Annotated in this window: 30 protein-coding genes and 8 pseudogenes; 8 read left to right on the plus strand and 30 right to left on the minus strand. The window is 66.5% G+C overall.

Translation table 11 applies throughout. The features are described from left to right. Positions 1 to 3: 3 nt before the first annotated feature. The 4 genes from ACHMWU_RS07625 to ACHMWU_RS07640 form a co-directional block, all read right to left on the minus strand. The gene (locus ACHMWU_RS07625) at positions 4 to 390 is read right to left on the minus strand and encodes an acyl-CoA dehydrogenase family protein (protein WP_396042496.1); all 387 of its coding nucleotides are present in this window, start codon (positions 388 to 390) and stop codon (positions 4 to 6) included. Continuing rightward, positions 387 to 854 (minus strand): hypothetical protein, encoded by a 468-nt coding sequence (locus tag ACHMWU_RS07630; protein WP_396042498.1) that lies wholly within the window; start codon positions 852 to 854, stop codon positions 387 to 389. Before ACHMWU_RS07630 ends, ACHMWU_RS07625 begins: the two co-directional genes overlap by 4 nt. Positions 855 to 1,105: 251 nt before the next feature. Beyond that, positions 1,106 to 1,606, minus strand: a complete 501-nt coding sequence (locus ACHMWU_RS07635; protein WP_396042500.1) for an acyl-CoA dehydrogenase family protein — start codon at positions 1,604 to 1,606, stop codon at positions 1,106 to 1,108. A 147-nt stretch (positions 1,607 to 1,753) separates the two neighbouring features. Further along, positions 1,754 to 2,044, minus strand: coding sequence for an acyl-CoA dehydrogenase family protein (locus ACHMWU_RS07640; protein WP_396042502.1), 291 nt, complete (start codon positions 2,042 to 2,044; stop codon positions 1,754 to 1,756). A gap of 605 nt (positions 2,045 to 2,649) precedes the next feature. Between ACHMWU_RS07640 and ACHMWU_RS07645 the strand changes: the two genes are divergently transcribed. The 4 genes from ACHMWU_RS07645 to ACHMWU_RS07660 all read left to right on the plus strand — a co-directional run bounded on the left by ACHMWU_RS07645 (position 2,650) and on the right by ACHMWU_RS07660 (position 5,290). Beyond that, entirely contained in the window at positions 2,650 to 3,195 is a 546-nt protein-coding gene (locus tag ACHMWU_RS07645; RefSeq protein WP_396042504.1) for an alcohol dehydrogenase catalytic domain-containing protein, read from the plus strand. A gap of 56 nt (positions 3,196 to 3,251) precedes the next feature. Then, positions 3,252 to 3,629 (plus strand): zinc-binding dehydrogenase, encoded by a 378-nt coding sequence (locus ACHMWU_RS07650; protein ID WP_396042506.1) that lies wholly within the window; start codon positions 3,252 to 3,254, stop codon positions 3,627 to 3,629. A gap of 193 nt (positions 3,630 to 3,822) precedes the next feature. Continuing rightward, positions 3,823 to 4,755 carry an alpha/beta hydrolase gene (locus ACHMWU_RS07655; protein WP_396042508.1) on the plus strand — a complete coding sequence of 311 codons (933 nt, stop codon included), beginning with the start codon at positions 3,823 to 3,825 and terminating at the stop codon, positions 4,753 to 4,755. 91 nt (positions 4,756 to 4,846) lie between these two features. Then, a complete protein-coding gene (locus ACHMWU_RS07660; RefSeq protein ID WP_396043021.1) occupies positions 4,847 to 5,290 on the plus strand; it encodes a putative quinol monooxygenase in 444 nt (147 codons plus the stop codon). Here ACHMWU_RS07660 and ACHMWU_RS07665 read toward each other — a convergent pair. The 3 genes and pseudogenes from ACHMWU_RS07665 to ACHMWU_RS07675 form a co-directional block, all read right to left on the minus strand. Beyond that, positions 5,179 to 5,490, minus strand: a pseudogene (locus ACHMWU_RS07665) (SDR family NAD(P)-dependent oxidoreductase); the annotation flags it as partial. The gene ACHMWU_RS07660 and the pseudogene ACHMWU_RS07665 overlap by 112 nt on opposite strands. Next, on the minus strand, positions 5,490 to 5,681 hold the full coding sequence (locus tag ACHMWU_RS07670; RefSeq protein WP_396042510.1) for an SDR family oxidoreductase: 192 nt from the start codon (positions 5,679 to 5,681) through the stop codon (positions 5,490 to 5,492). The pseudogene ACHMWU_RS07665 and the gene ACHMWU_RS07670, both read right to left, overlap by 1 nt. An 88-nt stretch (positions 5,682 to 5,769) precedes the next feature. After that, positions 5,770 to 5,871, minus strand: a pseudogene (locus ACHMWU_RS07675) (SDR family NAD(P)-dependent oxidoreductase); the annotation flags it as partial. A gap of 199 nt (positions 5,872 to 6,070) precedes the next feature. On the opposite strand from ACHMWU_RS07675, the gene ACHMWU_RS07680 reads away from it, so the two are divergent. The 3 genes from ACHMWU_RS07680 (at position 6,071) to ACHMWU_RS07690 (ending at position 8,857) form a co-directional block, all read left to right on the plus strand. After that, a complete protein-coding gene (locus tag ACHMWU_RS07680; protein WP_396042512.1) occupies positions 6,071 to 7,213 on the plus strand; it encodes a hypothetical protein in 1,143 nt (380 codons plus the stop codon). Beyond that, entirely contained in the window at positions 7,213 to 8,394 is a 1,182-nt protein-coding gene (locus ACHMWU_RS07685) for a thiolase family protein (RefSeq protein WP_396042514.1), read from the plus strand. Before ACHMWU_RS07680 ends, ACHMWU_RS07685 begins: the two co-directional genes overlap by 1 nt. Positions 8,395 to 8,473: 79 nt before the next feature. Continuing rightward, the gene (locus ACHMWU_RS07690) at positions 8,474 to 8,857 is read left to right on the plus strand and encodes a Zn-ribbon domain-containing OB-fold protein (protein ID WP_396042516.1); all 384 of its coding nucleotides are present in this window, start codon (positions 8,474 to 8,476) and stop codon (positions 8,855 to 8,857) included. 60 nt (positions 8,858 to 8,917) lie between these two features. Here the strand turns inward: ACHMWU_RS07690 and ACHMWU_RS07695 are convergent, their stop codons facing one another. From ACHMWU_RS07695 to ACHMWU_RS07805, 23 genes and pseudogenes are all read right to left on the minus strand, one after another. Next, positions 8,918 to 9,847: a helix-turn-helix domain-containing protein gene (locus ACHMWU_RS07695; protein WP_396042518.1), complete on the minus strand. Its 930-nt coding sequence runs from the start codon at positions 9,845 to 9,847 to the stop codon at positions 8,918 to 8,920. Beyond that, entirely contained in the window at positions 9,766 to 10,710 is a 945-nt protein-coding gene (locus ACHMWU_RS07700) for a GAF domain-containing protein (protein WP_396042520.1), read from the minus strand. The genes ACHMWU_RS07695 and ACHMWU_RS07700 overlap by 82 nt, the downstream gene beginning before the upstream one ends. Positions 10,711 to 10,796: 86 nt before the next feature. Further along, positions 10,797 to 11,450 (minus strand): TetR/AcrR family transcriptional regulator, encoded by a 654-nt coding sequence (locus ACHMWU_RS07705; protein ID WP_396042522.1) that lies wholly within the window; start codon positions 11,448 to 11,450, stop codon positions 10,797 to 10,799. Then, the gene (locus ACHMWU_RS07710) at positions 11,447 to 12,187 is read right to left on the minus strand and encodes an SDR family oxidoreductase (RefSeq protein WP_396042524.1); all 741 of its coding nucleotides are present in this window, start codon (positions 12,185 to 12,187) and stop codon (positions 11,447 to 11,449) included. The genes ACHMWU_RS07705 and ACHMWU_RS07710 overlap by 4 nt, the downstream gene beginning before the upstream one ends. A gap of 2 nt (positions 12,188 to 12,189) precedes the next feature. After that, positions 12,190 to 13,371: pseudogene (locus tag ACHMWU_RS07715) on the minus strand (thiolase family protein). Positions 13,372 to 13,460: 89 nt separating this feature from the next. After that, entirely contained in the window at positions 13,461 to 14,207 is a 747-nt protein-coding gene (locus ACHMWU_RS07720; RefSeq protein ID WP_396042526.1) for an SDR family NAD(P)-dependent oxidoreductase, read from the minus strand. Beyond that, positions 14,204 to 14,964: pseudogene (locus tag ACHMWU_RS07725) on the minus strand (SDR family NAD(P)-dependent oxidoreductase). Before ACHMWU_RS07725 ends, ACHMWU_RS07720 begins: the two are co-directional and overlap by 4 nt. Then, entirely contained in the window at positions 14,961 to 15,299 is a 339-nt protein-coding gene (locus ACHMWU_RS07730; protein WP_396042528.1) for a hypothetical protein, read from the minus strand. The pseudogene ACHMWU_RS07725 and the gene ACHMWU_RS07730 overlap by 4 nt, the downstream one beginning before the upstream one ends. Beyond that, positions 15,296 to 16,038, minus strand: a pseudogene (locus ACHMWU_RS07735) (phosphotransferase family protein). The gene ACHMWU_RS07730 and the pseudogene ACHMWU_RS07735 overlap by 4 nt, the downstream one beginning before the upstream one ends. Then, positions 16,035 to 16,247: an acyl-CoA dehydrogenase family protein gene (locus tag ACHMWU_RS07740; RefSeq protein WP_396042530.1), complete on the minus strand. Its 213-nt coding sequence runs from the start codon at positions 16,245 to 16,247 to the stop codon at positions 16,035 to 16,037. Before ACHMWU_RS07740 ends, ACHMWU_RS07735 begins: the two are co-directional and overlap by 4 nt. Before the next feature lie 25 nt (positions 16,248 to 16,272). Next, entirely contained in the window at positions 16,273 to 16,650 is a 378-nt protein-coding gene (locus ACHMWU_RS07745) for an acyl-CoA dehydrogenase family protein (RefSeq protein WP_396043023.1), read from the minus strand. Positions 16,651 to 16,662: 12 nt separating this feature from the next. Then, positions 16,663 to 16,815: pseudogene (locus tag ACHMWU_RS07750) on the minus strand (acyl-CoA dehydrogenase family protein); the annotation flags it as partial. A 97-nt stretch (positions 16,816 to 16,912) separates the two neighbouring features. Next, positions 16,913 to 17,230: pseudogene (locus tag ACHMWU_RS07755) on the minus strand (acyl-CoA dehydrogenase family protein); the annotation flags it as partial. A gap of 13 nt (positions 17,231 to 17,243) precedes the next feature. After that, complete coding sequence (locus ACHMWU_RS07760; RefSeq protein WP_396042532.1) at positions 17,244 to 17,597, minus strand: hypothetical protein; 354 nt, start codon at positions 17,595 to 17,597, stop codon at positions 17,244 to 17,246. A 49-nt stretch (positions 17,598 to 17,646) separates the two neighbouring features. After that, positions 17,647 to 18,753: a class I adenylate-forming enzyme family protein gene (locus ACHMWU_RS07765; protein ID WP_396042534.1), complete on the minus strand. Its 1,107-nt coding sequence runs from the start codon at positions 18,751 to 18,753 to the stop codon at positions 17,647 to 17,649. A gap of 81 nt (positions 18,754 to 18,834) precedes the next feature. Further along, a complete protein-coding gene (locus ACHMWU_RS07770) occupies positions 18,835 to 19,293 on the minus strand; it encodes a MaoC family dehydratase (protein WP_396042536.1) in 459 nt (152 codons plus the stop codon). Positions 19,294 to 19,302: 9 nt separating this feature from the next. Then, positions 19,303 to 20,472, minus strand: coding sequence for a hypothetical protein (locus ACHMWU_RS07775; protein WP_396042538.1), 1,170 nt, complete (start codon positions 20,470 to 20,472; stop codon positions 19,303 to 19,305). Positions 20,473 to 20,643: 171 nt separating this feature from the next. Then, positions 20,644 to 21,891, minus strand: a complete 1,248-nt coding sequence (locus ACHMWU_RS07780; protein WP_396042540.1) for an ABC transporter permease — start codon at positions 21,889 to 21,891, stop codon at positions 20,644 to 20,646. Then, positions 21,888 to 22,379, minus strand: a complete 492-nt coding sequence (locus ACHMWU_RS07785) for an ATP-binding cassette domain-containing protein (protein WP_396042542.1) — start codon at positions 22,377 to 22,379, stop codon at positions 21,888 to 21,890. The genes ACHMWU_RS07780 and ACHMWU_RS07785 overlap by 4 nt, the downstream gene beginning before the upstream one ends. Continuing rightward, positions 22,334 to 23,164: pseudogene (locus ACHMWU_RS07790) on the minus strand (ATP-binding cassette domain-containing protein); the annotation flags it as partial. The gene ACHMWU_RS07785 and the pseudogene ACHMWU_RS07790, both read right to left, overlap by 46 nt. Beyond that, a complete protein-coding gene (locus ACHMWU_RS07795; protein ID WP_396042544.1) occupies positions 23,061 to 23,357 on the minus strand; it encodes an ATP-binding cassette domain-containing protein in 297 nt (98 codons plus the stop codon). The gene ACHMWU_RS07795 and the pseudogene ACHMWU_RS07790, both read right to left, overlap by 104 nt. Positions 23,358 to 23,418: 61 nt before the next feature. After that, positions 23,419 to 23,958 (minus strand): hypothetical protein, encoded by a 540-nt coding sequence (locus tag ACHMWU_RS07800; protein WP_396042546.1) that lies wholly within the window; start codon positions 23,956 to 23,958, stop codon positions 23,419 to 23,421. Next, positions 23,868 to 24,533: a hypothetical protein gene (locus tag ACHMWU_RS07805; protein ID WP_396043078.1), complete on the minus strand. Its 666-nt coding sequence runs from the start codon at positions 24,531 to 24,533 to the stop codon at positions 23,868 to 23,870. The genes ACHMWU_RS07800 and ACHMWU_RS07805 overlap by 91 nt, the downstream gene beginning before the upstream one ends. Before the next feature lie 299 nt (positions 24,534 to 24,832). On the opposite strand from ACHMWU_RS07805, the gene ACHMWU_RS07810 reads away from it, so the two are divergent. Continuing rightward, positions 24,833 to 25,276, plus strand: a complete 444-nt coding sequence (locus ACHMWU_RS07810) for a thioesterase family protein (protein WP_396042548.1) — start codon at positions 24,833 to 24,835, stop codon at positions 25,274 to 25,276. Positions 25,277 to 25,354 lie beyond the last annotated feature (78 nt).

Raw genomic sequence — 25,354 nt, forward strand, 5'->3', positions numbered from 1 at the left:
GTGTCAGTTCGCGACGGACGCGGACGCGGAAGATCGACGAGCGTGCCCAGCCGACTCCGGTGCTGCGAAGGGGTTCCTAGCGCGAGGGCATCGGCCCTGGCACGCTTGAGGTACAGGTGTGCGGGATGTCCCAGGTGAACCCGATGCCGCCGTGGAGCTGGACGCTTTCCTCCGCAGCGTGCTGCGCCACCTTCGAGCAGACAGTCTGGGCGAGGGCCGCGGCGACAGCAAGATCGTCCAACCCGATGCAGCGCAAGCGGCCGCGTAGCGCGCCACCGCGCGAGCCTGGGTGATCGCCGTCCATTGGTCGGCAAGGCGATGCTTGACCGCCTGGTACGACCCGATCGTCCGGCCGAACTGTCGGCGGTCCTGCACATGCTCCACTGTCATCTCCAGGCAACGCTCAGCGATGCCCACTGCTCCGAGGCCAGGAGAGCAGCACTGATCTGGTGGCCCGTGTCAAGGCCTCGCTGGCCGCCGTGCCGGAGGCGAGGACACTGACCTCGATGTGGACGAACACCAGATCGGCCACTCGGCGCGTCATGTCGAACGAGATGGCCTCCGCACAGGACGACATCCGCCGTCTCGACCAGCAGCACCGAGTCGTCGGCCGGCACCAGGAGAACGTCGGCTTCCAACGCACCCGCTACCAGCCCGATCGTGCCCGTCAGTCTCGAACCGTCGAACTGCACACCCGTGTTTGCAGCGTCGAGCGCCTGCGTGTGAGGGACGGCCACTGCGGCGATCTTCTCGCCACGTACCAGAGCGGACGCCAGCGCATTCCGCGCCCAGCGCGAGTGCGAGCGCAGTGGCCTCGACGGCGCTGGTGAAGAACGGGACGTCAGCAACTGCACGTCCGAGTTCCTCGAGAACGACGCCGACCTCTTTCCACGATGCGCCGGCCCCGCCGAGATCCTCAGGCACGGCCAGAACCGGGCGAGCCCGGAATTCGTGGGTGAGGCTGACCAGACCACGCTGTCGGCCGCCAAGGGCTGATCGGTCCGCCTCAGGACCTCAGACCAGGGGCTGTGGTCGGCCAGGAGGTCGCGCAGCGAGGCGCGCAGGTCGTCCTCCACGTCTGAGTACAGGAGGTTGGGTACAACGGTCACTTGGGCAGATCCTTCCACGGGGTGTCTCGTTGTCCTCGCGCTTCCGGCGGAAGTCCGAGGACGCGCTCGGAGATGATGTTGCGCATGATCTCCGAGGTTCCGCCCTCGATCGAGTTGGCTCGATTGCGCAGGTACCAGTACCCAGGCTCACGGTCGAGAGCGTCGGTGAAGTCGGGCCGCCGCAACGACCAGTCGTCGTAGCGCAGCGCCTCGGGTCCCAGAAGGTCCAGCGCTAACGAGGCCGTCTCCTGCGCCAGGTCGGCGAATGCGAGCTTCAACCCAGAGCCCTCCGGCCCCGGAGCGCCGACCTCGAGCTGCTGCCCCAGGCGCACGCCGGTCAGCCGCAACGCCTCGGCGTCGACCCACAAGTCCATCATCGCGTCGTAGGAATCCGGATCCTGGTGCGCCTCGCTGGCTCGCCACGCGGCGACGAGGGGTCGGATCGGGCCGGACTCGCGGGGCGCAACAGCCCCGCCGATCGCCACCCGCTCGTTCATCAAAGTTGCCTGCGTGACCTTCCAGCCCGGCGCCGACCTCCCCAAGACGGTTAGCGTCCGGCACCCGGACGTCATCCAGATAGACCTCGTTGAACTCCGCTTCGCCAGTCATCTGCCGCAACGGCCGGACGTCGACCCCGGGGCTGTTCATGTCGCAGACGAATAGGACAGACCCTTGTGCTTGGGCAACGACGGGTCGGTACGGACGAGCAGCAGCGCCCAGCGGGCATCGTGCGCCAGGGAGGTCCAGACCTTTTGACCGTTGACGATCCAGGCATCGCCGTCACGCCGAGCAGACGCGCCCACGGCGGCCAGGTCCGACCCGGCACCAGGCTCGCTGAAGAGCTGGCACCACACCTCCTCGCCGGTCCAGAGCGGACGCATCCACGTCTGCTTCTGCTCCTCCGTCGCGAAGTGCAACAGGGTCGGTGCCGCCATGCCGAGCCCGATGACGTTGCCCTGCGGCGGTTGTCGGGTGCTCCGGCGGCAGAGAATGCCGCATCGACTGCGGGCTGAAGAGAGGCGTCGAGTCCTCTTCCTCCCAGTCCTTCCGGGAAGTGGACCCGCGCAGACCCGCATCGAAACGTGCTCGCAGAAATCAAGGCGGTCGGTCGTGGCCGGCGGGTGGGCGGCGAGAGGAGCTCCTCCACCGCGGTCCGCAAGCCAGCTGCTGCTCCAGTCATGTCCCCTACGTTCACATCCGAAAGCCCCTCTCGGGTGTCTCACATCGCAACGCCTCGCCCGTCGACCGCTCGGTTCGCCTGTTCAAGAAGTCGCACGGCACCAAGGCGCCGCCGAGGCTGATCGACCTCACCTAGTGCCATCCCGCCTCCAAGACCGTTCACGACGCGGCCCTCGATGCGACGGGGTTGGAGTGCGTCGCCGATGTGTACGCGGACGCTCAGATCTGGGGCTTCACGGCGAAGGGAAGCCGTGTTGTTCAGCAAGGAGGTGCTGACGGCCCTTGGCGCGTTCTGAGCAGACCACCCAGTCGTCCTACATCGAGACATGGCGCGCCTGCCGTGGTGGACAAGACTGAAGCGATGAGTTCATCACCGACCACCATGCGCGCCCTGCAGTACCTGACCTTCGGACAGTGGCCGGAGGTCGTAGAGGTGGAACGACCTCGCGCAGGCCCGGGCCAGGTCCTGCTGCGCATGACTGCCGCAGGCGTGTGCCACTCGGACATCGGCCTGCTGACACGCCCCCAGGCCGAATACCCGTACGGCGCACTGCCCCAGACGTTGGGTCATGAGGGCGCCGGCGTCGTTGCCGAGATCGGCGCCGGTGCAGCGGGGGTCCGGCTGGGCGACGATGTCCTCGTGTACGGGCCGCGCGGATGCGGCCACTGCCGCAGCTGCGTGGCGGGCGCAGAGAACCTGTGTGCCGCGGCCCCGAGACTTGGGCTGCGCTCCCCGGGCCTCGGCGCGCCCGGCACGATGGCCGAGTACTTGCTCGTCGAGGATCCGCGACATCTCGTGCCGTTGCACGGTCTCGACCCGGTGCAGCACGTCAGCCTGAGCGACGCTGGACTGACCCGTATCACGCACTGCGGCGGTCGTGGGAGCACCTGGCTCCTGGAAACGTAGTCGTCATCATCGGCGTCGGAGGTCTGGGGCACGTTGCCGTCCAGCTCGTGCCGGCCTTGACGGCTTGCGTCACGATCGCCGTGGACCTGGATGCATCCAGGCGCAGCCGTGCGCTCGAGCTCGGCGCCGATCATGCCGTGGCACCCGACCAGGCATCGGAAGTCGTCGCGCGACTCACGGGCGGCGACGGAGCCGCAGTGGTTCTCGACCTCGTGGGCTCCGTGCCGACAACGAGCTTGGCGACACAGATCGTCATGCGTGGCGGGGAGATCAACGTCATCGGGGTGGGACAAGGATCGGTCGAAGTGGGGTACGGCACGATTCCCACGGACGTCTCAGTACGGTTCCCGTACTCGGGCACCCGTCCGGGCTCTGCTCGACGTCCTGGCGCTGGCCCGCTCGGGCCAGATCTCGGTGGACGTCCAGACCTTTGACATCGACGACGCACCGACGGCCTACCGGCGACTGCGCGACGGCCTCGTGCCAGGCCGCGCCGTGGTGACCTTCTGACAGCCGCCACCCACTTGTCCGATGTCCCGAACTGCGACAACCCGCAGCGCCTCCGGGCGGTGAGGATTCAGGTGACACCAGTCACACGATCGGTCACCGGTCGAGAGAGGATCAGACATGCGTGCAGAACAAGTGCAGTCGAACGACGGCGAGGCGGATCGCCGGATGGCCGCGGATCAGCAGCGCGCGCGAGAGCTGCTCGGACATCTCGTCTCCAACCCAGAGGCCACGATGGATGACTACCGCAACCTCTACGAGGAAGTGCTCACCCAGTTCGTTCTTCCCGAAGATGCCGTCAGCGAATCCGTCGACGCCGGAGGAGTTCCGGCCTACTGGGTCTCCGCTCCCGGCGCTGCCCCCTCCCGTGTCGTGGTCCTGGTCCACGGCGGCGGATGGACCATGGGCTCCGCCAAGGGATACCGCGAGCTCGGATACCGGATCTCCGCAGCCTCGGACCACCGAGTGCTCGTCGTGGACTACCGTCTGGCACCCGAGCATCCATACCCGGCGCCCCATGAGGACGTACTAAGCTGCCTACCGCTGGGCTCGCCGGCAAGAGGGCGTCCCTCGGTCGCGCTGGTCGGCGACTCTGCCGGGGGCGGACTGGTCGCCGGGGCCGCCTTGGCTCTGCGCGACGAGGACGTGGAGCAGCCGACGTGCATCGTGTTGTTCTCGCCGCTGCTCGACCTGGCAGGTCAGAGTGTCTCCCTGGTGGAACGAGCGCATCTTGATCCGTTGCCGGCTGCTGTCCTCGTCGAGAACATGGGTGGCGCCTACCTCGGTGGGCGCACGCCGCAGGAGACACCCTTCGCCTCGCCACTGCACGCAGATCCGCACGGGCTCCCACCGGTCCTGGCGTTCTCCGGCACGGATGAAGGTCTCCACGACGACGCCGTCCGGTTCGTGGAGAAGGTCGGTGAAGCTGGCGGTGATGCCAGCTACATCGAGGGCGATGGCCAGATTCACATCTGGCCGCTGTTCAACTTCCTGCCTGAAGCCGCGACCGCGGTCGCCCAGGCCGGTACCTTCGTGGGCAAGCACGCCCGTTGAAGTCTTAGACACCCGGAACGCCAACCCCACACCTAGAAGGATGCACCTGATGACGATTCACGTACTGCTCCAGGCGAGCTGAAGAGCGACGATCTCTCGGCCTCGTACGCCGGGGTCAAGACCACGTTGGCCGAGACGCGCCCGCTACCCCGGCGCCGAGTCCATCGAAGCCTGGGTCGACGCGGAGGACGACAAGAAGGTGGTGGTCGTCGAGTCCTGGGAGTCCAAGGAGGCTCTCCAGGCCTACCAGAGCTGGCGCGCGTCCGACGGCGTCCCCCACGCGCTCATCGCCGCACTGGCAGCGCCGCCCGTGTCACGGGAGTTCACGGTCCTCGACATGGACTCGAGTCCGCTCCCGCAGCGCACCCCTCGGTCAGACGGCGGTGTAGCCGCCGTCCACCACGTGGATCAACCGGTCACGAACGACGCGTCCGGCGAGACCAGGAAGGCGATCATCGCCGCGATCTCGTCCGCTGTTGCCAACCGACCGAGGGGGTGCGCCAGGACGGTCCGCTCCCGCACAGCGGCATCTTGATGGCTCAGAAGTGGAGTGTCGACGAAGCCCGGCCCCACGGCGTTGATCCGGATGCCGGACGCTGCGTGATCCAGTGCGGCCGCCTTGGTCAGTCCCACGACCGCGTGCTTCGATGCCACATAGGCCGCGCCACCGGACGTTCCGACGACGCCCATGACGGACGCGACGTTGACCACCGACCCAGATCCGGCGGGTCCCATCACCGCGAGCCGGCCTCGAGGCAGTGGAAAACCCCGTCCAGGTTGACGCCCATGACCTTGCGCCAGTCAGTGACACCCATCTCGCCCACACGCTTCTTGACTGGTACGCCGATACCGGCATTGTTGACCGCGATGTCCAGCCGTCCCGACACCGACATCGCTGCCTTCACCATGGCCTCGACCGATGCCATGTCGGTCACGTCGACATGTACGGCGGAGCCCCCCGAGCTTTCCTGCCAGCACACGAGCGTCGTCGACAGCGACGTCGGCGACCACGACATGCGCTCCACGTGCGGCCAGGCGGCGACACGTAGCCGCGCCGATGCCCGACGCGCCGCCGGTGACGACGGCTACCTGACCTGCCAGATCCTCGATGATCATGCCCAAGCCCCTTCTGGTGGATGAGTCGCCATCGTGTCACCGCACTCTCGCGGCTGGTTGTTGCACGTTGGCACACCGGCGCTGCACCTCGGGGCTGCCCTCCGGTCGGCATGAGTGGGTCACCCTGTCGCGCGATGGGACATCTGATGCCGACGCTGCGGTCCTAGCGTGGAGCCGTACCCGTCCGACAAGGAGTGAGATGACCGCGACCCGCGCCCAGCGGACCCGACAGGTGGCACCCGTCCACATCATCGGTCTGGCTGCAACCCCCTTCCTGCCCGAGCAGGATGCGATGCTCGACGAACTCGTGTTCGACGCCGTTCACGCTGCTCTTCGCGAGTGCGGCCTGCGGAAGCAGGACGTCGGACTGTCCGTCACCGCTTCCATGGACGTGCTGGACGGCCGCAGCATCTCTAGCGGCCTGACCAACGCAGCCGCCGCCGGCTATCTCAACGACGCGTACCGCGTGGAGGGCGACTCTGGACTGGCCATCATCACAGCCGCCCAGGCGGTCGCCGCTGGTGACGTCGAGGTCGCGGTCGCAGTCGGAGTCCACAACCCTGAGACACGATCGGCCGATAGTCGGACTCGCCGCTCGTTCATCGAGCAGATCTCCAACCTGGGCTTCGAGCCTCACTTCGACCGGCCCATCGGACTGACCGCAGAGACGATCTACGCGCTGCACGCATCCCATCAGCTCGAGAACGGTGGCCTCGATCTCGACGCACTCGCAGACTTCGCCGCGGACGAGCTCACCCGTGGCAGCGACCGGCCCCGGTCGCTGCGCCGTGAGTCCTCGACTCGAGCCGGTGTGCTTGCATCCCCCCGCATCGCCTGGCCGCTGCACGATCTGATGCTGCCGGGACACTCGACCGGAGCAGTTGCCGTGGTGCTGGCGTCACCGGCTCGGGCTGGTCGGGCCTTGGGACGCTCGGCTCGTCTGACCGGACTCGGGCATGGCACCGGCCAGTACACCTGGTCGGGCCAGTGGCTGAGCGATCCGGGGGCACCCACCCGCCGTGCCGCGACGATGGCCTATGGACAAGCGGGGATCGTCCCCGAACAGATCGACCTGGCCGAGATCAGCGCGCCGACCCCTGCGTTGCACCACCCTTACCTCGACGCACTCGGCCTGGCACAGATCCTTTCCGACGAGCAGGTGAACGCCAGTGGTGGCCTGCGCAGCAACTTTCCGGGCCTGGCCAACGGTGCCCTGCGACTTCTAGAGGCGGTGGAACGGTTGGAGCAGAGCGGCGCCTCCCGGGCGGTCGCCCACTCGGTCGACTCCGAGACCGGGACCGTGTCCGAGGACGTCACCGTGATGGTTGTGGAGGCCGCCTGATGTCGTACAGAGCAGCAGTTGTCGGCGTCGGCCTGACCGACGCCACCTCCCCGCGCAAGCAGACCCTCTCCACGATCGAGCTGTGTCAGCAGGCCGTGCGGGCGGCCTTGGACCATTGCGGCGCCGATCCGGCCACCCTCGACGCCGTGGTGATCGGAAACATCGACGGGTTCGAGGGCACCGTCCTCGGCGGCAAGCACCTGACCCGCCTGCTGGGCATCGGCGCCGACCTTCCCATCGTGATCATCAACACCGGCGGGACCACGGGCGGCAACCTGATGCAGGTCGCGGCGCGCATGGTCAGGTCCGGCACACATCGCCGGGTCCTCTGCGTGGGCGGCCCCACGTTCTTCGGCGCCACCGACCTGCAGAGTGCGATCAACACCAACTCGCCGATGATCGTCGAGCAGCCACTGGGTATGGGCGCCTATCACATGGGCGCATTCGCAGCGAGTGCCTACCAGGAGCGCTTCGGACTGACGACCGAGGACCTGGCAATCGTCGTCGTGTCTGACCACCGAAAGGCAGCGCAGAACCCGCATGCCCACCTCCGGTACGAAGTGACCGAGCAGGATGTCATCGACGGCCGACCACTCGCGTCGCCGCTGACCCAGCCGATGGTGTGCCCGGTCTCGGTATCGGCTGTCGCCATGATCGTGGCCGACCCCGAGTGTGTCGAGGACCTGACGACGACACCGGCGCTGATCCGGGCGATGGGAACTTCCAGCGACCCGTATCTCGGTGGCGGCAAGGGCGACTTCTCCGAGATGCAGAACCTCGCCAACCTGGCCAACCGCGTATATGCCTTGGCGGATGTACGTGACCCACTGGAGGACTTCGACGTCGTCGAGATCTTTGCCCCCTATGCGCACATGCAGCCGATGCAGCTCGAGGCGTTGGGCTTCGCCCCGCTCGGCGGCGGCGTCGATCTGATCAGATCGGGCGTCACCGACTCAGGAGGGTCGCTGCCGACCAACCTGTCGGGCGGGCCGAAATGCACCAATGCCGGAGTCGCCGGTGAGCTCTCGCCATACGCCTACGCCGCTCTGCAGGTCATGGGCGATGCGCCCGGGGCCCTGCAGGTGGCCGGCGCACGCAGAGCACTGGCCCATGGCACAGGCGGATCCTTCTTCCAGTTCGAGAACCTCGCCGTCTTCGAGACGCTGACAAGGGAGCACTGACATGACCACACCCACCACTCAAGCGGTCGCCTGGAATCTCGGGTACGACATCCATCTCGGGGTCACCTGGAGCCGGTTCATGGAAGGGCTGAAGGACAAGAAGATCCTCGCCAACCGCTGCTCTTCGTGCGAACGCGTCTTCGTACCGCCGCAGGCGTACTGCGAGTCCTGCTTTGAAGCCACCGACGCGTGGCTGGAGCTACCGCCGGAGGGAACCCTCGAGGTCTTCACTGTCGCGTGGCACGGCTTTACCGGCGGACCGCCGGCGCCCTACGCCATCGGCGGCATCCGGCTCGACGGGGCGAGCACTCTCCTCATGCACTGGGTCGTGGGGGTCGACTTCGACGATCCGGCCAATGTGCGCAAGCACCTGCCGGTAGGCAGCCGCGTCAGAGCTGTCTGGGCCGAGGAGCGTAGTGGGCAGATCCTCGACATCGCCCACTTCGAGCGCATCGACGCCTGACGTGCACGGCAAGGCCCGGGCTCCAGGGGAGTCCGGGCCTTGCCGTGCACGGTGGACCGTCTAGAACGTGGAACCTGCGAGGTCGATACCGAGGGCGCGAACCTTGCGGTACAGCGTCGACCGGGCGATGCCCAGCGCATCGGCTGCGGCCTTCTTGTTGCCGTCCACCGCCTCCAGTGCCTGGATGATGGCTTGAGCCTCGACCCGTTCCAGTCCGACGAGCTGCCGGCGGGATGCCCTCGCCTTGACCGATGCCGGAAGGTCGGCCGCCGTCACCCGATCCTTGCTGCCGTCCTTGATGATCGACCGAACCAGCGAGTCGAGCGCTGCCACGTTGCCCGGCCAGCTCGCCCGCGAGACCGTCTGCACGACGTCGGAAGTCCAACGGCTCCGGCGCATTCCACCCGTGACACGCCAGGACAGTTCCTCGAGCAGCACCGCGATGTCGTCCGACCTGTCAGCCAGCGACGGCACCGCGACCTCGACGTCGAACCACCCGAGCATCGGTGACTCCATGCCCGCGCCTCGAGGCGCACACGTCGCCACGACCCGAAGTCCACGTTCGCGGGCATCGCTCAGGGCCGCGTGTACCGAGCTGGCGATGGTCTCACCGATGTGCTCCACATGCGTCAACAGCACGGCCTTCGAGTCGCCGCTGGCGGCTCTGGAAAGGTCTCCCAGCCAAGCCCGCTCGTCGATGGTACGAAGGCCCGAGGCATCGACCGTCACGATGTCGTCGACGCCTTCGGACTGCAGCAGCGCTCGACCTACCGAGGTCTTACCGGTTCCCCGCTCGCCCACCAGGACCAGGGTTCGGCCGCCCAAGGTGCTGAGCTTGCGACGCATGTCGGTCCAGGCTGGACTCTGTCCCACCAGGCCCGGCAGTTGCCGCGGCTCGCTCGGGATCGTCAGCCGTCCGCTGTCGGTCGGCTCCGTCTGCAGCGGGCGCAGCCGCACCAAGGCGCCGACTGTCGCGCCGCCGTCGAGCACGGGGTCGGGTGCGCATCAACGCACTCGTGCCGTCCGACAAGGTGATGGTCGACTCGGCATCGACGACTCCCGACTTCATGCCTTGTCCTGCGCGCTCCCACAGCATGGCCTGATCCACTGGGCTGAGCATGCGCGATGCGGTGGCGTTGCTCACGATCGTCTGGTGGTCGAGGCAGACAACGCCCTGGCGGGCGTCGTGGCTCTCGGCCATGTAGGCCATGAGCAACGCCTGCTCTCGACTCGACAGCGCCTTGACAAGGAGCTTGCTCGATCTCGCTCGCCAGGTCCGTCACCCAGGCCAGGAGCAATGTCGAAGTCTGTTCGACCCGGCAGGTCAGATCAAGGGTGCCGATCACGCGCCGAGTGACGGGGTGACGTATCGGAGCGCCCGCGCAGGTCAACAGCACCGATTCCTCGAAGAAGTGCTCGGGTCCAACGACGATGGATGCCCGCCCGGTCTCGAGCACCATGCCTCCACTGTTGGTGCCGACTGCAGTCTCCGCGAAGGAGAATCCGGGCAACACGTCGTGATGGTCGAGACGGCGCTGGAACGCCGAGTCCTCGACCCATCGCACGAGCAGCCGACCGTTGTGGTCCGTCAAGGCGATGCTGGCTGCTGCGTCAGCGAAATGGTGGCGACGTGGCTCGATGACACGGCGAGTCATCTCGATGAGCTGTTCTGAAGGAGCTGGCTCCTCGAAGGCCGGACGAGATCGTTCCGGTTCCAGTCCGTACATCAGCGAGCGACGCCACGATGCGACGATTCCGGGCCGTACGCCGTCGAAACCCTCCGCCGCTCCTCCCGTGCTGAGGAACCGCTCGCGGAGGGCGAGCATTGAACGAGTGCGATCATCGATCGTCATGCGGTCCTCCTGACACCTTCGGGGTGCCCAAGCACGCTGTGCAGCGTGACCTGGGTTACACCACTCTACCGTCTACTGACATGGTGTCAAGAGGGTGTTTTGGCTGCCTTTCCCATGGCAATCAGACACGCGGTAAGCAAACTGTGAACCTGCTCCTTCTGAAGCACGTCCTCCTGCAACCAGGCCGCTGTCGCGGCAGCGACCATCGCCTGAAAGGTCTTGACCATGGCCTGATGTGCCGGGTCTGACGGGTCCAACCCCACCACGACCAGGAGACGCCGCTCCCAGGCCTTCATGCTGTTGGCGAGAACACCGCTGACCAACGGGTCAGGACTTGCGGCCGCGTGCAACATCGTCAGGAACGTCTGCTGATTGCGTTCCACAGCGTCGAGCCATCGGTGGAAAACCGACGAGACCCGATCCTCCACGGTCTGGGCGTTCGTCGCTGGCTCGACGACGTCTGGGATGCGTGAGAAGTGCTCGATGATCTCGAGGAAGAGGTCCCGCTTGCTGCTGAAGTGGTACAAGATGTTCGTCCGCGTCGTGCCCGCGGCTCGGGCAATGTCGCTCGTGGACACTGCCTCGTAGGGTTGCGCGGCGAACAGCGTCCTGGCTGCTGACACGATCTGACCGCGACGATCGTCGGCGTCCAAGCGGGTGCGGCGGGCCGAGGGAGGGGGCGGGGACACGAGGTTCACCTTAACGTCAGTCTCGACTACCCCTACCTCGACGCTTTTCACATCGCGAGCCCGCCATCGACCGGGAGGACGATGCCGGTGACGTAGGAGCTCTCGTCGGCGGCCAAATACCCGACGGCCGTGGCCATCTCGGCAGGCTCCGCAAATCGTCCTGCGGGGACGCTCGCAGTCATGGCCGCAAGCCGTTCCTCCCCCACCGCTGTCACCATCGCCGTCGCTGCGTTAGGGGAGATCGCGTTGACCGTGATCCCGAAACGGGCGGTCTCCTTTGCCACCGTCTTGGTGAAGGAGACGATGCCTCCTTTGGCCGCAGCATAGTTCGCCTGGCCGATCGTCCCGTGCAGGCCGGTGTACGACGTGACGTTGATGATGCGTCCGAATCCGGCCGCCCGCATGACCGGCACGGCGGCGCGGGTGAGGACGAAGGTGCCCTTCAGGTGCACGTCGATCACCGCCTGCCACTGGTCGTCTGTCATCTTCCAGACCACGGTGTCGCGGGTGATACCCGCGTTGTTCACGACGATGTCCAGCGATCCGGTCGAAGCGACGATGTCATCGACCGCAGCACCGACCTGTTCCCCGCTGCTGACATCGACGGCGAATGTAGAGACCCGTTCGGTACCGGCAGGCCACGACTCGTCCAGCGCCTGGGGATCGCGGTCGAGGATGGCGACGTGCGCGCCCGCCCGATGGAACATCAGCGCGATCTCTCGGCCGATGCCTTGCGCGCCGCCGGTCACGAGTGCGGTGCGCCCGGAGAAGTCGAAGGTGATGCTCACGATCAGATCCGCTCGATGATCGTGGCGTTGGCCATGCCGCCGCCCTCGCACATCGTCTGCAGGCCGTAGCGGCCGCCCGATGCCTCGAGGTTGGTCAGCATCGTGGTCAGCAGCCGGGTCCCAGAAGCGCCGAGCGCGTGGCCCAGCGCGATGGCGCCGCCGGCCGGGTTGAGACGCGATGCGTCCGCGCCGGTCTCGGCCAGCCACGCGAGCGGCACCGGGGCGAACGCCTCGTTGACTTCGAAGGTGTCGATGTCGTCGATCGAGAGACCAGCCCGCTTGAGCACCTTCTCGGTCGCGGGGATGACGCCAGTCAGCATGAGCAATGGATCGCTGCCCGTGACGGAGAACGAGTGGAACCGGGCACGCGGGGTCAGGCCCGCTGCTTCGCCCGCTCCTCACTCATGATCAGCACAGCCGACGCGGCGTCGGTCAGAGGTGAGGAGTTGCCCGCCGTGATGCTCCAGTTGATCTGGGGGAAGCGGTGAGCAAACTCTTCGGACTCGAAGGAGGCGCGCAGTCCACTGAGGCTCTCGGCCGTTGTCGAGGCGCGCAGCGTCTCGTTCGTGAGGTGGCGCGAAAGGTCGGGCAGGATCACCGGAACCATCTCGCGGTCGAACAGTCCCGACTCCACGGCCGCTGCGGCAAGCTGGTGCGAACGTGCGGAATAGTCATCGAGCTGCGTCCGTGACAGGCCCCACCGGGCCGCGATGCAGCTCTGCGGAGATGCCCTGACCGATCAGGCCCTGGGGGTACCGGTTCGCCAGCGGGCCCGCGACCGGGTCGCCACCGTGGGAGCTGGCTCCCATCGGGATACGGCTGATCGATTCGACGCCGCACGCGATGACGATGTCGTAGGCACCAGCCATGACGCCTTGGGCAGCGAAGTGCGCGGCCTGCTGGCTCGATCCGCACTGGCGATCGACGGTGGTCCCCGGAACTTCTTCGGGAAGCCCCGCCGCCAGGGCCGCGGTCCGGGCCACGTTGAGCGCTTGATCGCCGACCTGCGACACGCAGCCCGCGATGACGTCGTCGATCAACGTCGGGTCGACATCGTTGCGATCCAGCAGCGCTCGTAGGGTCTGCGAGAGCAAGTCGACGGGATGGACACCCGAAAGGGCACCTCCGGGCTTGCCCTTGCCTGAGGCAGTACGGACGGCGTCGACGATGACAGCACTGGTCACGATTTTCACTCTTCTCTGCAGCGGTCGGTTCGTCTCAAACGTTAGGTCCGGGACCCGGACGACAGGTGTCCCGTTCCGCTACGGCTGCGTCACGCGCGCCACAGATGAGCGCCTGGCCGGGTCAGCACGATGCTGGGCACGACGGTCTGACGACTCAGACGTGTCAGGCTCAGCGCGGCCTCCGCCACATCGGCGACAGGCAGCATGTGGTCCTGCGAGAGCGTGTCAGACAGCCCTTTGGTCATGTCGGTGGCCACGTACCCCGGGCACACAGCGGTGGCGACGACACCGCCTACCGACTCCTCCGTACTGATCGTCTCGCACCACGAGATCAGCGCGGCCTTGGTGGCGCCATAGGCCGAGTTGAGCGGTTCTCCCACGACGCCTGTGGTTGAAGCGATCGCGATGATCTTGCCGCCACGAACCGTGGAGCTGCCGGCCGTCCGCAGAAGCGGCAGGAGGTCTTGGGTTAATACGAATGCGGAGCGAACATTGACCATGTACATCTTGTCGAACCGGCGAACGGGGTAGTCCGCGAACGCCCCGATGTCTCCCATCCCGGCGTTCAGCACCAGCACGTCGAGCCGCTTGAAGTGGTCGGCGTGCTCGTGCGCCAGGCGCCGGACGTCGTCCTCGCTCGACATGTCGGTGGTCACCACGAGCACGTCGACACCGTGAGCTTCCCGCAGCTCTGTGGCCAGATCGTCAAGGGCTTCACGGCCACGAGCGCTGATCGTCAGGTCGTGGCCTTCGACGGCGAGTCGTCGAGCGATCTCGGCACCGATGCCGCGAGAGGCGCCGGTGACGATGGCAGCTGGACGAACCTGGGCGCTCACTGGGGGGCCATCCGGATCGCTCCGTCAAGACGGATGACCTCGCCGTTGAGCATCGCGTTCTCGACGAGATGAGCAACGAGGGCGGCGTACTCGTGGGGCTGTCCCAGCCGCGATGGGTGCGGCACCTGGGCCGCCAGCGACGCCCGGATCTCGTCGGACAGTCCCTCCAGAATGGGAGTCTCGAACATTCCGGGAGCGATCGTCATGACTCGGATCTGATGACGAGCAAGGTCACGGGCAATGGGAGAGTCATCCCTGCGATACCGGCCTTGGATGCGGCGTACGAGGCCTGGCCCACTTGGCCGTCGAACGCGGCCACGGAGGCGGTGTTGACGATGAGGCCACGCTCGCCGTCGACCAGGGCGCTCTTCGCGATCTGGTCCGCAGCGAGCCGGATGACGTTGAACGTCCCGACGAGGTTGATCTCGATGACCCGCGCGAACCTGCCGAGGTCGAGCGGCCCGTGTCTGCCGATCGTCCTGGCGGGGTCACCGACACCCGCACAGTTCACGGCTACCCGCAGATCACCCAGCTCTGCAGCTGCGGCGACGGCGGCCGACACCTGATCTGCATCGCGCACGTCAGCCGGAACGAACTGTGCGGCCGCACCGATCTCTGCCGCACGCGCAGCGCCCTCGGAGCTCGGGAGGTCCACCAGGACGACCTTGGCTCCGCGCTCGACGAGCCTCTTGGAGGTCGCGAGGCCCAGCCCTGAGGCTGCTCCGGTGACGAGCGCCACCGATCCGTCGATATTCATGGGTTCTCCTGTCCGGCCGGACTGGTCCGGGCCATGTGTCGAGTGGGCCTGAGCGCCGCGATACCCGCGGCGATGAGATCGGGCACTGCGGCCCCTGCACCGGACGCGTCCTCACCGGAGGCTCCCCGGTCGTGCCGGTGCTGGATGCCCGCGGCGATCACGGCGAGCTTGAAGTGAGCCAGGCCCAGGTAGAACGGCCAGTCCCCCAGGTCGTCGCCGGACACCGTCGCGTAGCGATCGGCCAATGAGTCGGCATCGGCCATGCGCGCGCTGGTGCTGGCGGCCGGCTCGCCGACGACGTGGTCGAAAGCGGGATGCCGGTACGCGCAGGTCATGGCGAGGTCGGCCCGGGAGTCTCCCAGCGTCGACAGCCCCAGTCGACCACAGCCTTGATCCTCCCGGCATCGTCGTGGTCGACCATGGTGTTGTCGATGCGATAGTCGCCGTGGACGATGGCCGACCGCCGCTCCGCCGGCACTCGTTCGGTCAGCTGCTGGTGCAGCCGATCGACGTCGGTGCTCCCCTCTCGGCTGACGAGGTCCCACTGCCGACGCCAGAGCGCAACCTGGCGCCCGACGTACCCGGGACGACCAAACCCGGCCAGTCCGACCTCGGCGGGTTCGATCGCGTGAAGCTGAGCGAGCACGCGTACCAGTCGTCGGCGCACCGATCAAGCTCGGCGTCGTTGATCCGGACTAGGTCGGACTGCGTCCGCAAGGTCCGCCCGTCGACGTGGCCGACCACCACGAACGGGGCACCCATCAGTGCTGGATCGGTACACATCAACAGCGTCGGCGCGACCGGCACCTCCGATCCTTGAAGTGCGGCCATGACCGTGAACTCTCGTTCGACGTCATGCGCCGAAGGCGTCAGGCCGGCGGTCGGCGGTCGTCTGAACACCCACATCGAGGCGTCGTCGAGGATGCGATATGTCAGGTTCGATCGCCCCCCGGCGATGACCTCAGCCCGCAGATCACCGACGATGTCGACCTTCTCGGCCAACAGCGGACGCAGGACGGCAAGATCGAGCCCCGGAAGATCGTGGCCGGACCCCGCGTGAACGGGCGGCGTCATGCCCGTTTCCCGGCGTTGCGAACGGCGCGGCGGGCGATCGACCAGCGATGAACCTCTGAGGGCCCGTCGTAGATGCGGAACGGGCGCACCTCGCGCATGATGCGTGAGATGGGTAGGTCCTCCGACACTCCCATGGCGCCACACATCTGAGTCGCGCGGTCGACCACGCGGGTGAGTGCCTCGGCGACGAAGGTCTTCGCTATCGACACCTCCTGACCCGCCCGGCCGCCACGGTCAAGCTTCCCAGCAGGCGCGCAGGATGAGCGCGCGCGATGCGGCAAGATCGATCTCGGAATCGGCGATCATCTGTTGGACCATGCCGAGATCGGAGACGAGACCGCCGAAGGCCTGGCGCTCACCGACCCAGGCCAGCGCCACGTCGTGAGCGCGCTGTGCAGCGCCGAGCCACCGCATGCAGTGCGTCATGCGTGCCGGGCCGAGTCGCACCTGCGCGTAGCGGAATCCCTCGTCGACCTCGCCCAGCACATCGTCCTGGGTGACCCGTAGCCCGTCCAACGCCACGACGCAGTGGCCGCCGATCATCGAGCGATCGGTTGTGCGGATGTGCCGTGTCACGTCGAGCCCCTCAGCCTCGGCGTCGACGAGGAACATGGTGGCTCCGCCGGCTTCGCCGACCTCTCCGGAGGTACGAGCCATGACGATGAAGAAGCCCGCGCCGTCCGCGCCGGTGATGAAGTGCTTCTGGCCGTCGATACGCCAGCCGGCGCCGTCCTTTGTCGCGACGGTGTTGAGCGCGCCCGGGTCCCGAGCCGGCACCCGGTGCCGGCTCCGTCATCGCAAACGCAGAGCGGATGTCGCCGGCCGCCAACGGGGCCAGGTACCTCTGCTGCTGCTCGGGCGTCGCCACCTCGGCCAACAAGTGCATGTTGCCCTCGTCAGGGGCAGCGATGTTGAGCGCCAGTGGTCCGAACACCGAGTAACCGGCCGCCTCGAAGACCGGGGCGCGCTCCGTCATGGAGAGACCGTGGCCGCCGAGCTCCACGGAGACATGGGGTGCAAACACGCCGGCCTGGCGCGCGGCGGCCTGGAGCTGAGCTCTCAAGGGCTCACCGCCATCGTCGATGACGCCGTCGATCGCGTCCTCGGCCGGCAGCACGACGTCGCGAACAAGCTGCTCGGTGCGGGAGACGAGGTCACGCACCGCGTCTGTGGGCTGGAAGTCAATCGGCATGCGAATCCTCGGGTCAGCGATACTGCCGGCGCAGCACGGGTCGGTCGATCTTGTTGGTGGCGGTCCTCGGGATCGCGTCGACGACCTCGATCCGTCGGGGCCGCTGGAGTCCGCGCAGCTCGAGCCTGCTCTGGCAGTAGGCGGCGATGTCCTCTGCCGTCACACCGGGGCGGGACGGCACGATGATGGCCGTCACCTGCTCGGAGAGACGCTCGTGCCTGGTGCCGATGACGGCGACCTCGGCGACGAGCTCGCAGCCCTGCAGGAGATTCTCGATCAGCTGGGGGTAAAGGTTCTCGCCCCCGCTGATGATCATGTCGTCGGTGCGTTCGATGTAATAGAGGAAGCCGTCGTCGTCCGTGCGCACGATGTCGCTGGTGCGGAACCAGCCGTCGACGAACTTGACTGCGTTGACTTCAGGGAGCCGCCAGTAGCCCGGTGTGACGGCGTCGCCACGGACCCAGAAGCTCGCCCTCCACGGCGACGTCCGAAGGGTTGTTGCTGCCCAGGGCCACGATCCGGTGCTCGACGATCGAGGACAGGGGCCGACCGAGCGTGCCCTCCCTGCGTGCTTCGTGCAATGGCTCGCAGATGGCGAGGCCGGCCTGCTCGGTCTGACCATAGATGTTCACCGGCACCACACCTGTTGCTCGTGTGAAGGCTTCGAGCCGTGCTGCGGGTAGCGCGCTCCCACCCACAGCGCACACGCGGACGGAGTCGAGGTGGCGTCCCGTCTCATGCGTGTTGACGATGTCGATCATCATGGCCGGAACGATGGCGAGCACGGTCGGCTCGAGCGACACCGCCAGTCTGAGGTACTCGTCGACAGACCACTTCATCAGCGTCACCGTGGCACCGGCAAGCAGTGCCGGCAACGAGATGAGCTGGAGACCACCGACGTGGAACAGCGGAGTGCAGACGAGCGCGTGGTCCTCATCGGTCATCTCCCAGACATCCATCGTCGCCTCGCTGGCGGCAACCGTGTTGCGATGTGTCTGACGCACGCCCTTCGGTCGGCCGGTGGAACCGCTGGTATACATCAGCACGGCGTTGTCGTGGTCCTTGCGCGGGACCGTCGTCGGGAGTGGATCGGTGGCGATCACGTCGTCGAAGGTGACGACGGCGCCGTCTGCCGGGCCCGTGGAGATGATGCGTGCGGCCACCTCCAGGCCCTCGAGAGCCTCGCGCACAGTCCCGACGGCGTCAGGCCGGGTCAGCACCCACCGCGTCTCGGAGTCTTCGACGGCATGACGAATCGCCGAGGGTGCGAACAGCGCGTTCAACGGCACGAAGACGCCGCCGGCCTTCCAGATGCCCAGGACCATGGGGAGGTACTCGGGCTGGTTGTGCAGGAAGACTGCGACCCGCTCGCCCGGCTTGAGTCCCTCACGAACGAGGTAGGCGCCGATGCGCGATGCGCGGTCGAGCAGTTCCTCGTATGTCAGCAGCACGTCCTCGGATCGCAAGGCCAGGTGCGTCCCGCGACGTCGTGCGACCCGTTCGATGACGGACAGTACGTTCATGTGTGCATATACCTTTCGTCGCGTGCTCCTGCACGCTAGGTCCACATGATCTGGGGCCGATGTCCCAGATCAGAACAGGGCTCAAACGGCGGTGTAGACGTACACCACGTCGACCACGCAGGCCGGCTTCTCGGCTCCGTCGATCTCGACCACGAACGAGATGAGAGCCTGCGTCCCGGTGCCCTTCGGTGTGATTCCGGCGAGGGTCGCGGTCGCCCTGATGCGTGAACCCACGAGAACCGGGTGGGGGAAGCGCAGCTTGTCCGCGCCATAGTTCACGACTGACGCGATGTTCTGCACCTCGAAGATCTGTTCCGCCAAGATCGGCACGAGCGACAGGGTCAGGTAGCCGTGAGCGATGGTTCCACCGAAAGGACCGCCCGCTGCACGTTCGGGATCGACGTGAATCCACTGGCGGTCTCCGGTCGCATCTGCGAACGCATCCACCTGCTGCTGGGTCACCTGCCACCAATCGCTGGTTCCAAGCGACTGGCCGACGGTGGCGCTGAACGTGTCCAGATCTTCAAAGACTGCGGGCAAGACGACTCCTCATGACATGGAACTGGCGACGGACCGCTCAGGTCCGTCGCCAGTCTCGCCGCACTGTGTCAGCGCCGGGTGTGGCCGTTCGCTACACCCGAGCGGGTCCGTTACGGAGTCAGGACGCCCACCTTGTCCGCTCCCAGGTCGGAGTAGTACAGCGAGGTGCCAGGCAGGCAGTCCCCATCCTGGGCATCGTCGATCGGACGCTGGCACGAGATATCTGCTGGCATCGAGAGCAGCGACGTGGAGCTGCGTCCTCGTCACCTTGCCGGTGACAGGATCCACGCGGCCGACGCCCCGACCGGTCAGCATCGTGAAGTACATGGCGCCGTCCGGGCCGGCAGAGATCGTGAAGGGACTCGACGCCAACGTGGGCGAGTTGTACTCGGTGAACTTCTTCGTGACCGGATCGAACTTGCCCACCTTGTTGCCCACGATCTCGGCGAACCAGATGGTCTTGCCATCGGCGCCCGGGTCGATGTCCAAGACCTGCGCCAGAGGCGTCGGGTAGGGGTAGGACTCGATCTGCTTGGTGGTCACGTCGATGTTGGACAGGCGGTTCGAGCCCTGCTCAGAGAACCAGACCTTGTTGTCGCCGATGACCGCGATGTCCTGCGGGAGAGCCGCCAACCGGGGCAGCGGGAACTCCTCGAACTCGAAGGTCGTGGTGTCGAAGCGGCCGATCTTGTTGCCGACCAGCTCGGTGAACCACAGGGCACCGTCCGGACCGACCTTGAGGTCGGCCGGGTGAGCCTGCAGCGTCGGAATCCTGTGCAGCGTGATCTTCTTGGTCGCGAGGTCCATCTGACCGATGGCGTTGCAGCCCGGGCCGACCGCCGTGAACCAGATGTTGTTACCGGGGGCCCCGTTGATCGCGTACGGGACGCAGGCCGGGACCGGCATGGGATACTCGGTGACCTTCTTCGTGACGGGGTCGATGTTGCCGATGTTGTTGCCCGTGAGCTCGGTGAACCACATCTTCCCGTCAGGCCCGCTCTTCATGTCGGCCGGCTTGGCTAGCAGCGAGATCGGAACCTCCTCGAGCGTGGGGCCCGTGCTGCCGGCGGCCGATGCGGCGCGCTCCGAGCCAGCGAACGCGAGAGCCGCGATCAGCAGCGTTGCGACGGTTGCGATAGACCTGCGTCGTCGTGTCGTACTGGTGTAGTGCCTTGACATGGGAGTCTCCTAGGTCGGAATGTCTGACCCTTCGAACGTAAGCAAGGTCACAATCTGAGCGTGTCCCACTTCGGTACATGACACGGCGTCCCGGACGCGGCCGACGGGACAGACCAGACTGCGCTGCCCGGCGGACAGCTGTCCGCCGGGCAGAGCCGTGTGTTCCGCGGCTCAGGTACGCACGCGATTGAGGACGCTCGACATTCCTACTGCCACGACCAGGACTGCACCGTTGACGATGTCGCTCCAGGTGGGCGACAACCCACCCAGGATCAGCGCTTGGCTGACCCACACCAAGAACACACCGCCGATCAGCGTTCCCCACACCGTGAACTGACTCGACGACAGGACGACGGTGGAGAGGAAGGCAGCGGCGAAGGCCGGCAGGAGGTACGAGACAGCGACGTTCGGCACGGCGACGCTCTGAGTGGCACCCAGCACGACGCCCGACAGTCCGGCCAGGAATCCGCCGAGCACGAAGGCTTGAATCACGGTTCGCTGGACCGAGACGCCGGCCAGGGACGCAGCCGCCCGGTTCGAGCCCACAGCTCGCAGGTAGCGACCGTAGCTGATCTGCTGCAGCAGCACCCACAGCAAGAAGGTCACCGCAATCAGCGAGGCGACGAGCACCGAGATCGCGTCGAACCATGCGCGGATCACGAAGAGCTCGACGGCCAGGACCGACACGCCGATGACACCGCGCACGGACCACCAGACTGCGGTCGGCACCGACCTGGGCTTCCACCGACCGAGGGACAGCGCCGTGGCGACGGCACCCAGCACCATCAGCGCAATCAACAGCCAGTCGGGGCATTTCTGGGTGAACAGACCGAACTCCAGGAACCAGCTCGGCAGCGTAGGGCCGTCCACGGCCGGCGCGATCTGCGCACCGCCGGAGTACACCGATGACGCGCCGAGGAACAGGCCCCCAGAGCCCAAGGTGGCGATGAAGGTGTTGATACCCAGCACCTCGACCAAGATCCCGTTCAGAAGACCGCCCAAGATGCCCACAGCGCAGCAGATCAACAGGATCAAGCCGATTCCGAGATCCTGCTCGGTTCTCAGGCCGATGGTCAGGAAGGTCGTGAGGGTGGCCATCGATGCGATCGACAGATCGAACATCCCCGCGGTCAACGTCACCAGCGCAGCCAGGGCAAGCAGCAGGATCGGCGCGTTCTGGTGGATGTTGAGCACGCGAGCGCTGGCGTTCACGAACTCGCCGCCGAGCCAGATCGCGAAGGCTGCGAACAGCACGAGAAAGGCGACCAGCGTCACCGAGGACTGCACATGTCGCGCCGCCCGGAGACGCGCCGGTGACCGACGCGCGCCAGGCGCGTCCCCGCCAGTTCCGGCCGATGGTGTGGCGTCTTTCGGGGTCGCTGTCGAGTCGATCAGCTTCTCTTCGGGTGTGGTGGTCATAGGAGTGCCTCCATGTCGGCGGAGTTCATGAGATGGACGGGGCGCAGGGGGCCGAGTACGCCGTCCTCGACGGCCCCCACGCGGTCGCACGTGGCAAAGAGATCCTCGGAGTCGGAGCTGACGATGAGCACCGCTGCCCCGTCGTCCCGCAGCGCGTGGATCAGCCGGTAGATAGATGTCCGCGTCTCCACGTCGACGCCTCGAGTCGGTTCGCAGAGGACGAACAATCCAGGTTTGCGCAGCAGTGCTCTGCCGAACACGACCTTCTGCTTGTTGCCGCCGGACAACAGTCCGAACGGTGTCTCCACGCCGTCCGGGACGATCCCGAGCGTTTCTGCGACAGTTTCGGCGTCTTCGCACTCCCGGCGGGCAGCCAGCAGTCGTGTCCTGCCCCGCCAACGCCCTAGTGACGAGATGGTCAGGTTGTGCCTGACGCTCAGGTCTACGAATCCGCCCTGGGTCTCCCGGTGAGGCGGGACCAGCCCCACCCCGCTGTTACGCCTGCTGACGGAGCCTTCGAGCGCAGGCAGAGCGCCGGCGGCAAGCAGGGCAACGTCGTGGAGGCCCGACCCCGGCCAGGCCGGTCAGCCCGGACGATCTCCCCTGCGGCGACCTTCAGGTTGATGGGTCCCGCTCGCCCCCCGCGGGCGGCCGTCATGTCGAGCTCGATCGGTCCGAGCGTCCTCTCACCGACGAACACGCCTTCCTCCCCACCCGCCTCGACGGCTCGTGATGACTCGTGGGCGTACAGGAACTGCACGAGGGCGGCCCGGTCCAGTCCTCTCGTGGTCCGATCTGCGGCAATACGGCCGTCGAGGAGCAGGACGACCCGACTGGTTCCGTCGAGGATCTCCCCTAGTTTGTGACTGACCATGATGACGGTCATTCCCGCCTCGACCGTTGTTGCCAGCGCAGAGATCACTCGTCTCGCATCGCTGGGGGGCAGGGTCGAGGTCGCTTCGTCCACGAAGAGGATACGAGCGCCTCGAGAGAACGTCCGGGCAACAGCGAGCAGCGTCTTCTCTGCCGGTGAAAGGCTCCCGACCAACGCGTCGACCGAGATCTCGAGTCCCACCAGCTCCAGCGCGCGTTGTGACTCGAGGCGCTCGGCCCGCTTGTCGAGAAGCGGACCGAGACGCCCCAGCGTTGGTTGCCCGAGCCGCAAGTTGTCAACGACTGAGAGCGCATCGATCAGACCCAGGTCCTGATGGACGAAGCCGACGTCGTGGCTGGTTCGCAGGCTGTCCACCTGACGACCATCCACCAAGATTCGGCCCGAGCTCGGTGAAGTAGAGCCCGTCGAGGATCTTGATCAGGGTGGACTTTCCCGCCCCGTTCGGACCCATCAGGCCGACGAACTCACCCGCCTGGACATCGAGGTCGACACCTCGCAGAACTTCCGTTCGTCCGAACGATTTGCGTAGGCCCTGAACCGACAGTGTCGGCGCCGGAGCAATATCAGTCATCGCGATCTCTCCGCTCAGGCTTTACTTGGCGCCCCAGGAGGTCTGGAAGGCGCCCTTCCAGTCACCTTCCGGCACCCACGTATGGCGTGTAGTCGCCGGCGTTGGACTTGTCCAGCAACGTGCTGGGCATCTTCGACGCGTCCCACAGATCAGCCTTCGCCGAGATGCGCGCAGCAAGATCGACCGCGGACCAGACCTGGTACTCGTACGGGATGGCGAGGTCGGCGACGACCGGCTTGCTGCCGGAGGCGATGCCGGTGACCGGCGCCTCATCGGCATCGAACCCCGACACCGCGATATCAGTGCGACCCTGTTGCTTGAGTGCAGTGTCCATCGTTTGGGTGAGCCCGTCGTAGTACGCGACCGCGTCGGTCACCCCGCCGCCTGCCGCGTTCTTGGTCAGGAACGACGTCCACACCGGGGGCCCTGGAAGCACCGAGTCCGCCGCCGGGATCGTGATCTTCTGGATCTTGCAGGTACTGCACTCCTTGAAAGCCTCTTCGAGGCCCTTCACCCGGTCGACCACCGTCGCCTGCGCGGGCTCCTCGGTGATGACCACGTTGGCCTTGCCCTTGGTTCGGGCAATGATGGAGGCCGCCATGATGCGGCCCTGCTCCTGGAAGTCGACCGAGGCGTCCTCCACCCCCAGCCGTGCACGTCGGCCGGGATGTCGCAGTTCACGCAGGTGACCGCGACGCCTGCATCGATGGCCCGCTGGATGGCCGCCTTGACGGGAGTCAGTGGAGCGGAGACCAAGGTGATGGCGTCGGCTTTGTCCTGCACGGCCTGGTCGACCTGACCACCGAAGGTGGCGGGGTTCAGCGCGCCGTCGAGCGGTTGTCCGACGTCCCAGCCCATGGCCCTGTATGCCGTGACGGCCTCCTCGGACATCGCCTGGATGACCGGGATGGCGAAGCCTTGGGCGATGACGACGGCCTTCTTCTTGCCGGGGTCGAAGTCACCGGGTGGCTTCGGGTAAGTCTTGTCGGCGCTCAGCGCCTGGTCAACGACCACCTGCGCGGCAGCCACCGCCTCGTCGCTGCTGGAAGCGGACGATCCGGAGTCAGCGCTGGATTCGGCGTCAGAGGTTGCGTCGCTGGCGCAGGCACTCGCTCCGACAGCGACGAGCAGCCCACTGGCAACCGCCGCCGTCAGCTTGATACGTGTTCTGTGCATGGAATTCCCTTTTCGGATCCGGCCACCGTGGCGACCGCTCGGCTCTTCAAACACATCCGCTGGCCGGATGTGTCAGTTCCGGTTTCCCCCGGAAACCCGGCCACCATCGGCCGTCCGGAACCTCACGAGCGCCAGCGTGACACCGGTCACATGGAGCGCCGTGATCGATTTCGCTACACATCCGGTCCGCGGCGACAAACCCGACGTGCTGTAGCAAACCGGCACATCTGCTCGGCTCTGCCGCGCGACATGCTTCACGGACTCGCCAGCCGGATCCCGGCGTCAACCCAGGAGGATCGGTGAACCAAACCCCGGCGTACGCGCACGTCGTCGCCCTGCCCCAGACCTGGTCGACACGAGTGCCAGCAGAGTTCATCGACGAGAACGGGCACATGACCGTGGGGCAGTACGCCGTCCTGGGCGGGCACGGCACAGCGTCGCTCCTCGAAGCCGTTGGCGTAGACGACCACTATCGGTCCGCACGGCGCATGGGATTCTTCGTGGCGGAGCAGCACGTCACGCTGTCGACGGAGATCCTGCAGGGCAGCTCGGTCTCGATGCATCCTCGGGTGATCGGGCGCACGACTACGACCCTCCACCTGATCAGCTTACCTGGTGAACCGATCAACCCAGCAGGTATCCAGCTCGCTGGAAGAGACGCTCATTCATGTGGATCTCGACACGCGGCGATCCCGTCCCATGTCGGCGCAGATCGCCCGCAGTCTCGACGATCTCGTCAGTGAGGCTGACCGGCTGACGTGGTCGCCCCACCCCGCGGGCTGCATGAGGGACTCGCGGCGCCGGGCCGGCTAACGCAGGTA

Origin of the sequence: Aeromicrobium sp. UC242_57 (genome assembly GCF_044452305.1) — a bacterium.
GTDB lineage: Bacteria > Actinomycetota > Actinomycetes > Propionibacteriales > Nocardioidaceae > Aeromicrobium.

Excerpts from the sequence above, each read along its gene's own strand:
- ACHMWU_RS07625 (WP_396042496.1), bottom strand. The coding sequence starts at position 390 with ATGACAGTGGAGCATGTGCAGGACCGCCGACAGTTCGGCCGGACGATC.
- ACHMWU_RS07635 (WP_396042500.1), bottom strand. The coding sequence starts at position 1,606 with ATGAACGAGCGGGTGGCGATCGGCGGGGCTGTTGCGCCCCGCGAGTCC.
- ACHMWU_RS07640 (WP_396042502.1), bottom strand. The coding sequence starts at position 2,044 with ATGGCGGCACCGACCCTGTTGCACTTCGCGACGGAGGAGCAGAAGCAG.
- ACHMWU_RS07645 (WP_396042504.1), top strand. The coding sequence starts at position 2,650 with ATGAGTTCATCACCGACCACCATGCGCGCCCTGCAGTACCTGACCTTC.
- ACHMWU_RS07655 (WP_396042508.1), top strand. The coding sequence starts at position 3,823 with ATGCGTGCAGAACAAGTGCAGTCGAACGACGGCGAGGCGGATCGCCGG.
- ACHMWU_RS07670 (WP_396042510.1), bottom strand. The coding sequence starts at position 5,681 with ATGGCATCGGTCGAGGCCATGGTGAAGGCAGCGATGTCGGTGTCGGGA.
- ACHMWU_RS07680 (WP_396042512.1), top strand. The coding sequence starts at position 6,071 with ATGACCGCGACCCGCGCCCAGCGGACCCGACAGGTGGCACCCGTCCAC.
- ACHMWU_RS07685 (WP_396042514.1), top strand. The coding sequence starts at position 7,213 with ATGTCGTACAGAGCAGCAGTTGTCGGCGTCGGCCTGACCGACGCCACC.
- ACHMWU_RS07690 (WP_396042516.1), top strand. The coding sequence starts at position 8,474 with ATGGAAGGGCTGAAGGACAAGAAGATCCTCGCCAACCGCTGCTCTTCG.
- ACHMWU_RS07700 (WP_396042520.1), bottom strand. The coding sequence starts at position 10,710 with ATGACGATCGATGATCGCACTCGTTCAATGCTCGCCCTCCGCGAGCGG.
- ACHMWU_RS07730 (WP_396042528.1), bottom strand. The coding sequence starts at position 15,299 with ATGACCTGCGCGTACCGGCATCCCGCTTTCGACCACGTCGTCGGCGAG.
- ACHMWU_RS07745 (WP_396043023.1), bottom strand. The coding sequence starts at position 16,650 with ATGTTCCTCGTCGACGCCGAGGCTGAGGGGCTCGACGTGACACGGCAC.
- ACHMWU_RS07765 (WP_396042534.1), bottom strand. The coding sequence starts at position 18,753 with ATGAACGTACTGTCCGTCATCGAACGGGTCGCACGACGTCGCGGGACG.
- ACHMWU_RS07775 (WP_396042538.1), bottom strand. The coding sequence starts at position 20,472 with ATGTCAAGGCACTACACCAGTACGACACGACGACGCAGGTCTATCGCA.
- ACHMWU_RS07780 (WP_396042540.1), bottom strand. The coding sequence starts at position 21,891 with ATGACCACCACACCCGAAGAGAAGCTGATCGACTCGACAGCGACCCCG.
- ACHMWU_RS07795 (WP_396042544.1), bottom strand. The coding sequence starts at position 23,357 with ATGACTGATATTGCTCCGGCGCCGACACTGTCGGTTCAGGGCCTACGC.
- ACHMWU_RS07800 (WP_396042546.1), bottom strand. The coding sequence starts at position 23,958 with ATGGCGGCCTCCATCATTGCCCGAACCAAGGGCAAGGCCAACGTGGTC.
- ACHMWU_RS07805 (WP_396043078.1), bottom strand. The coding sequence starts at position 24,533 with ATGCACAGAACACGTATCAAGCTGACGGCGGCGGTTGCCAGTGGGCTG.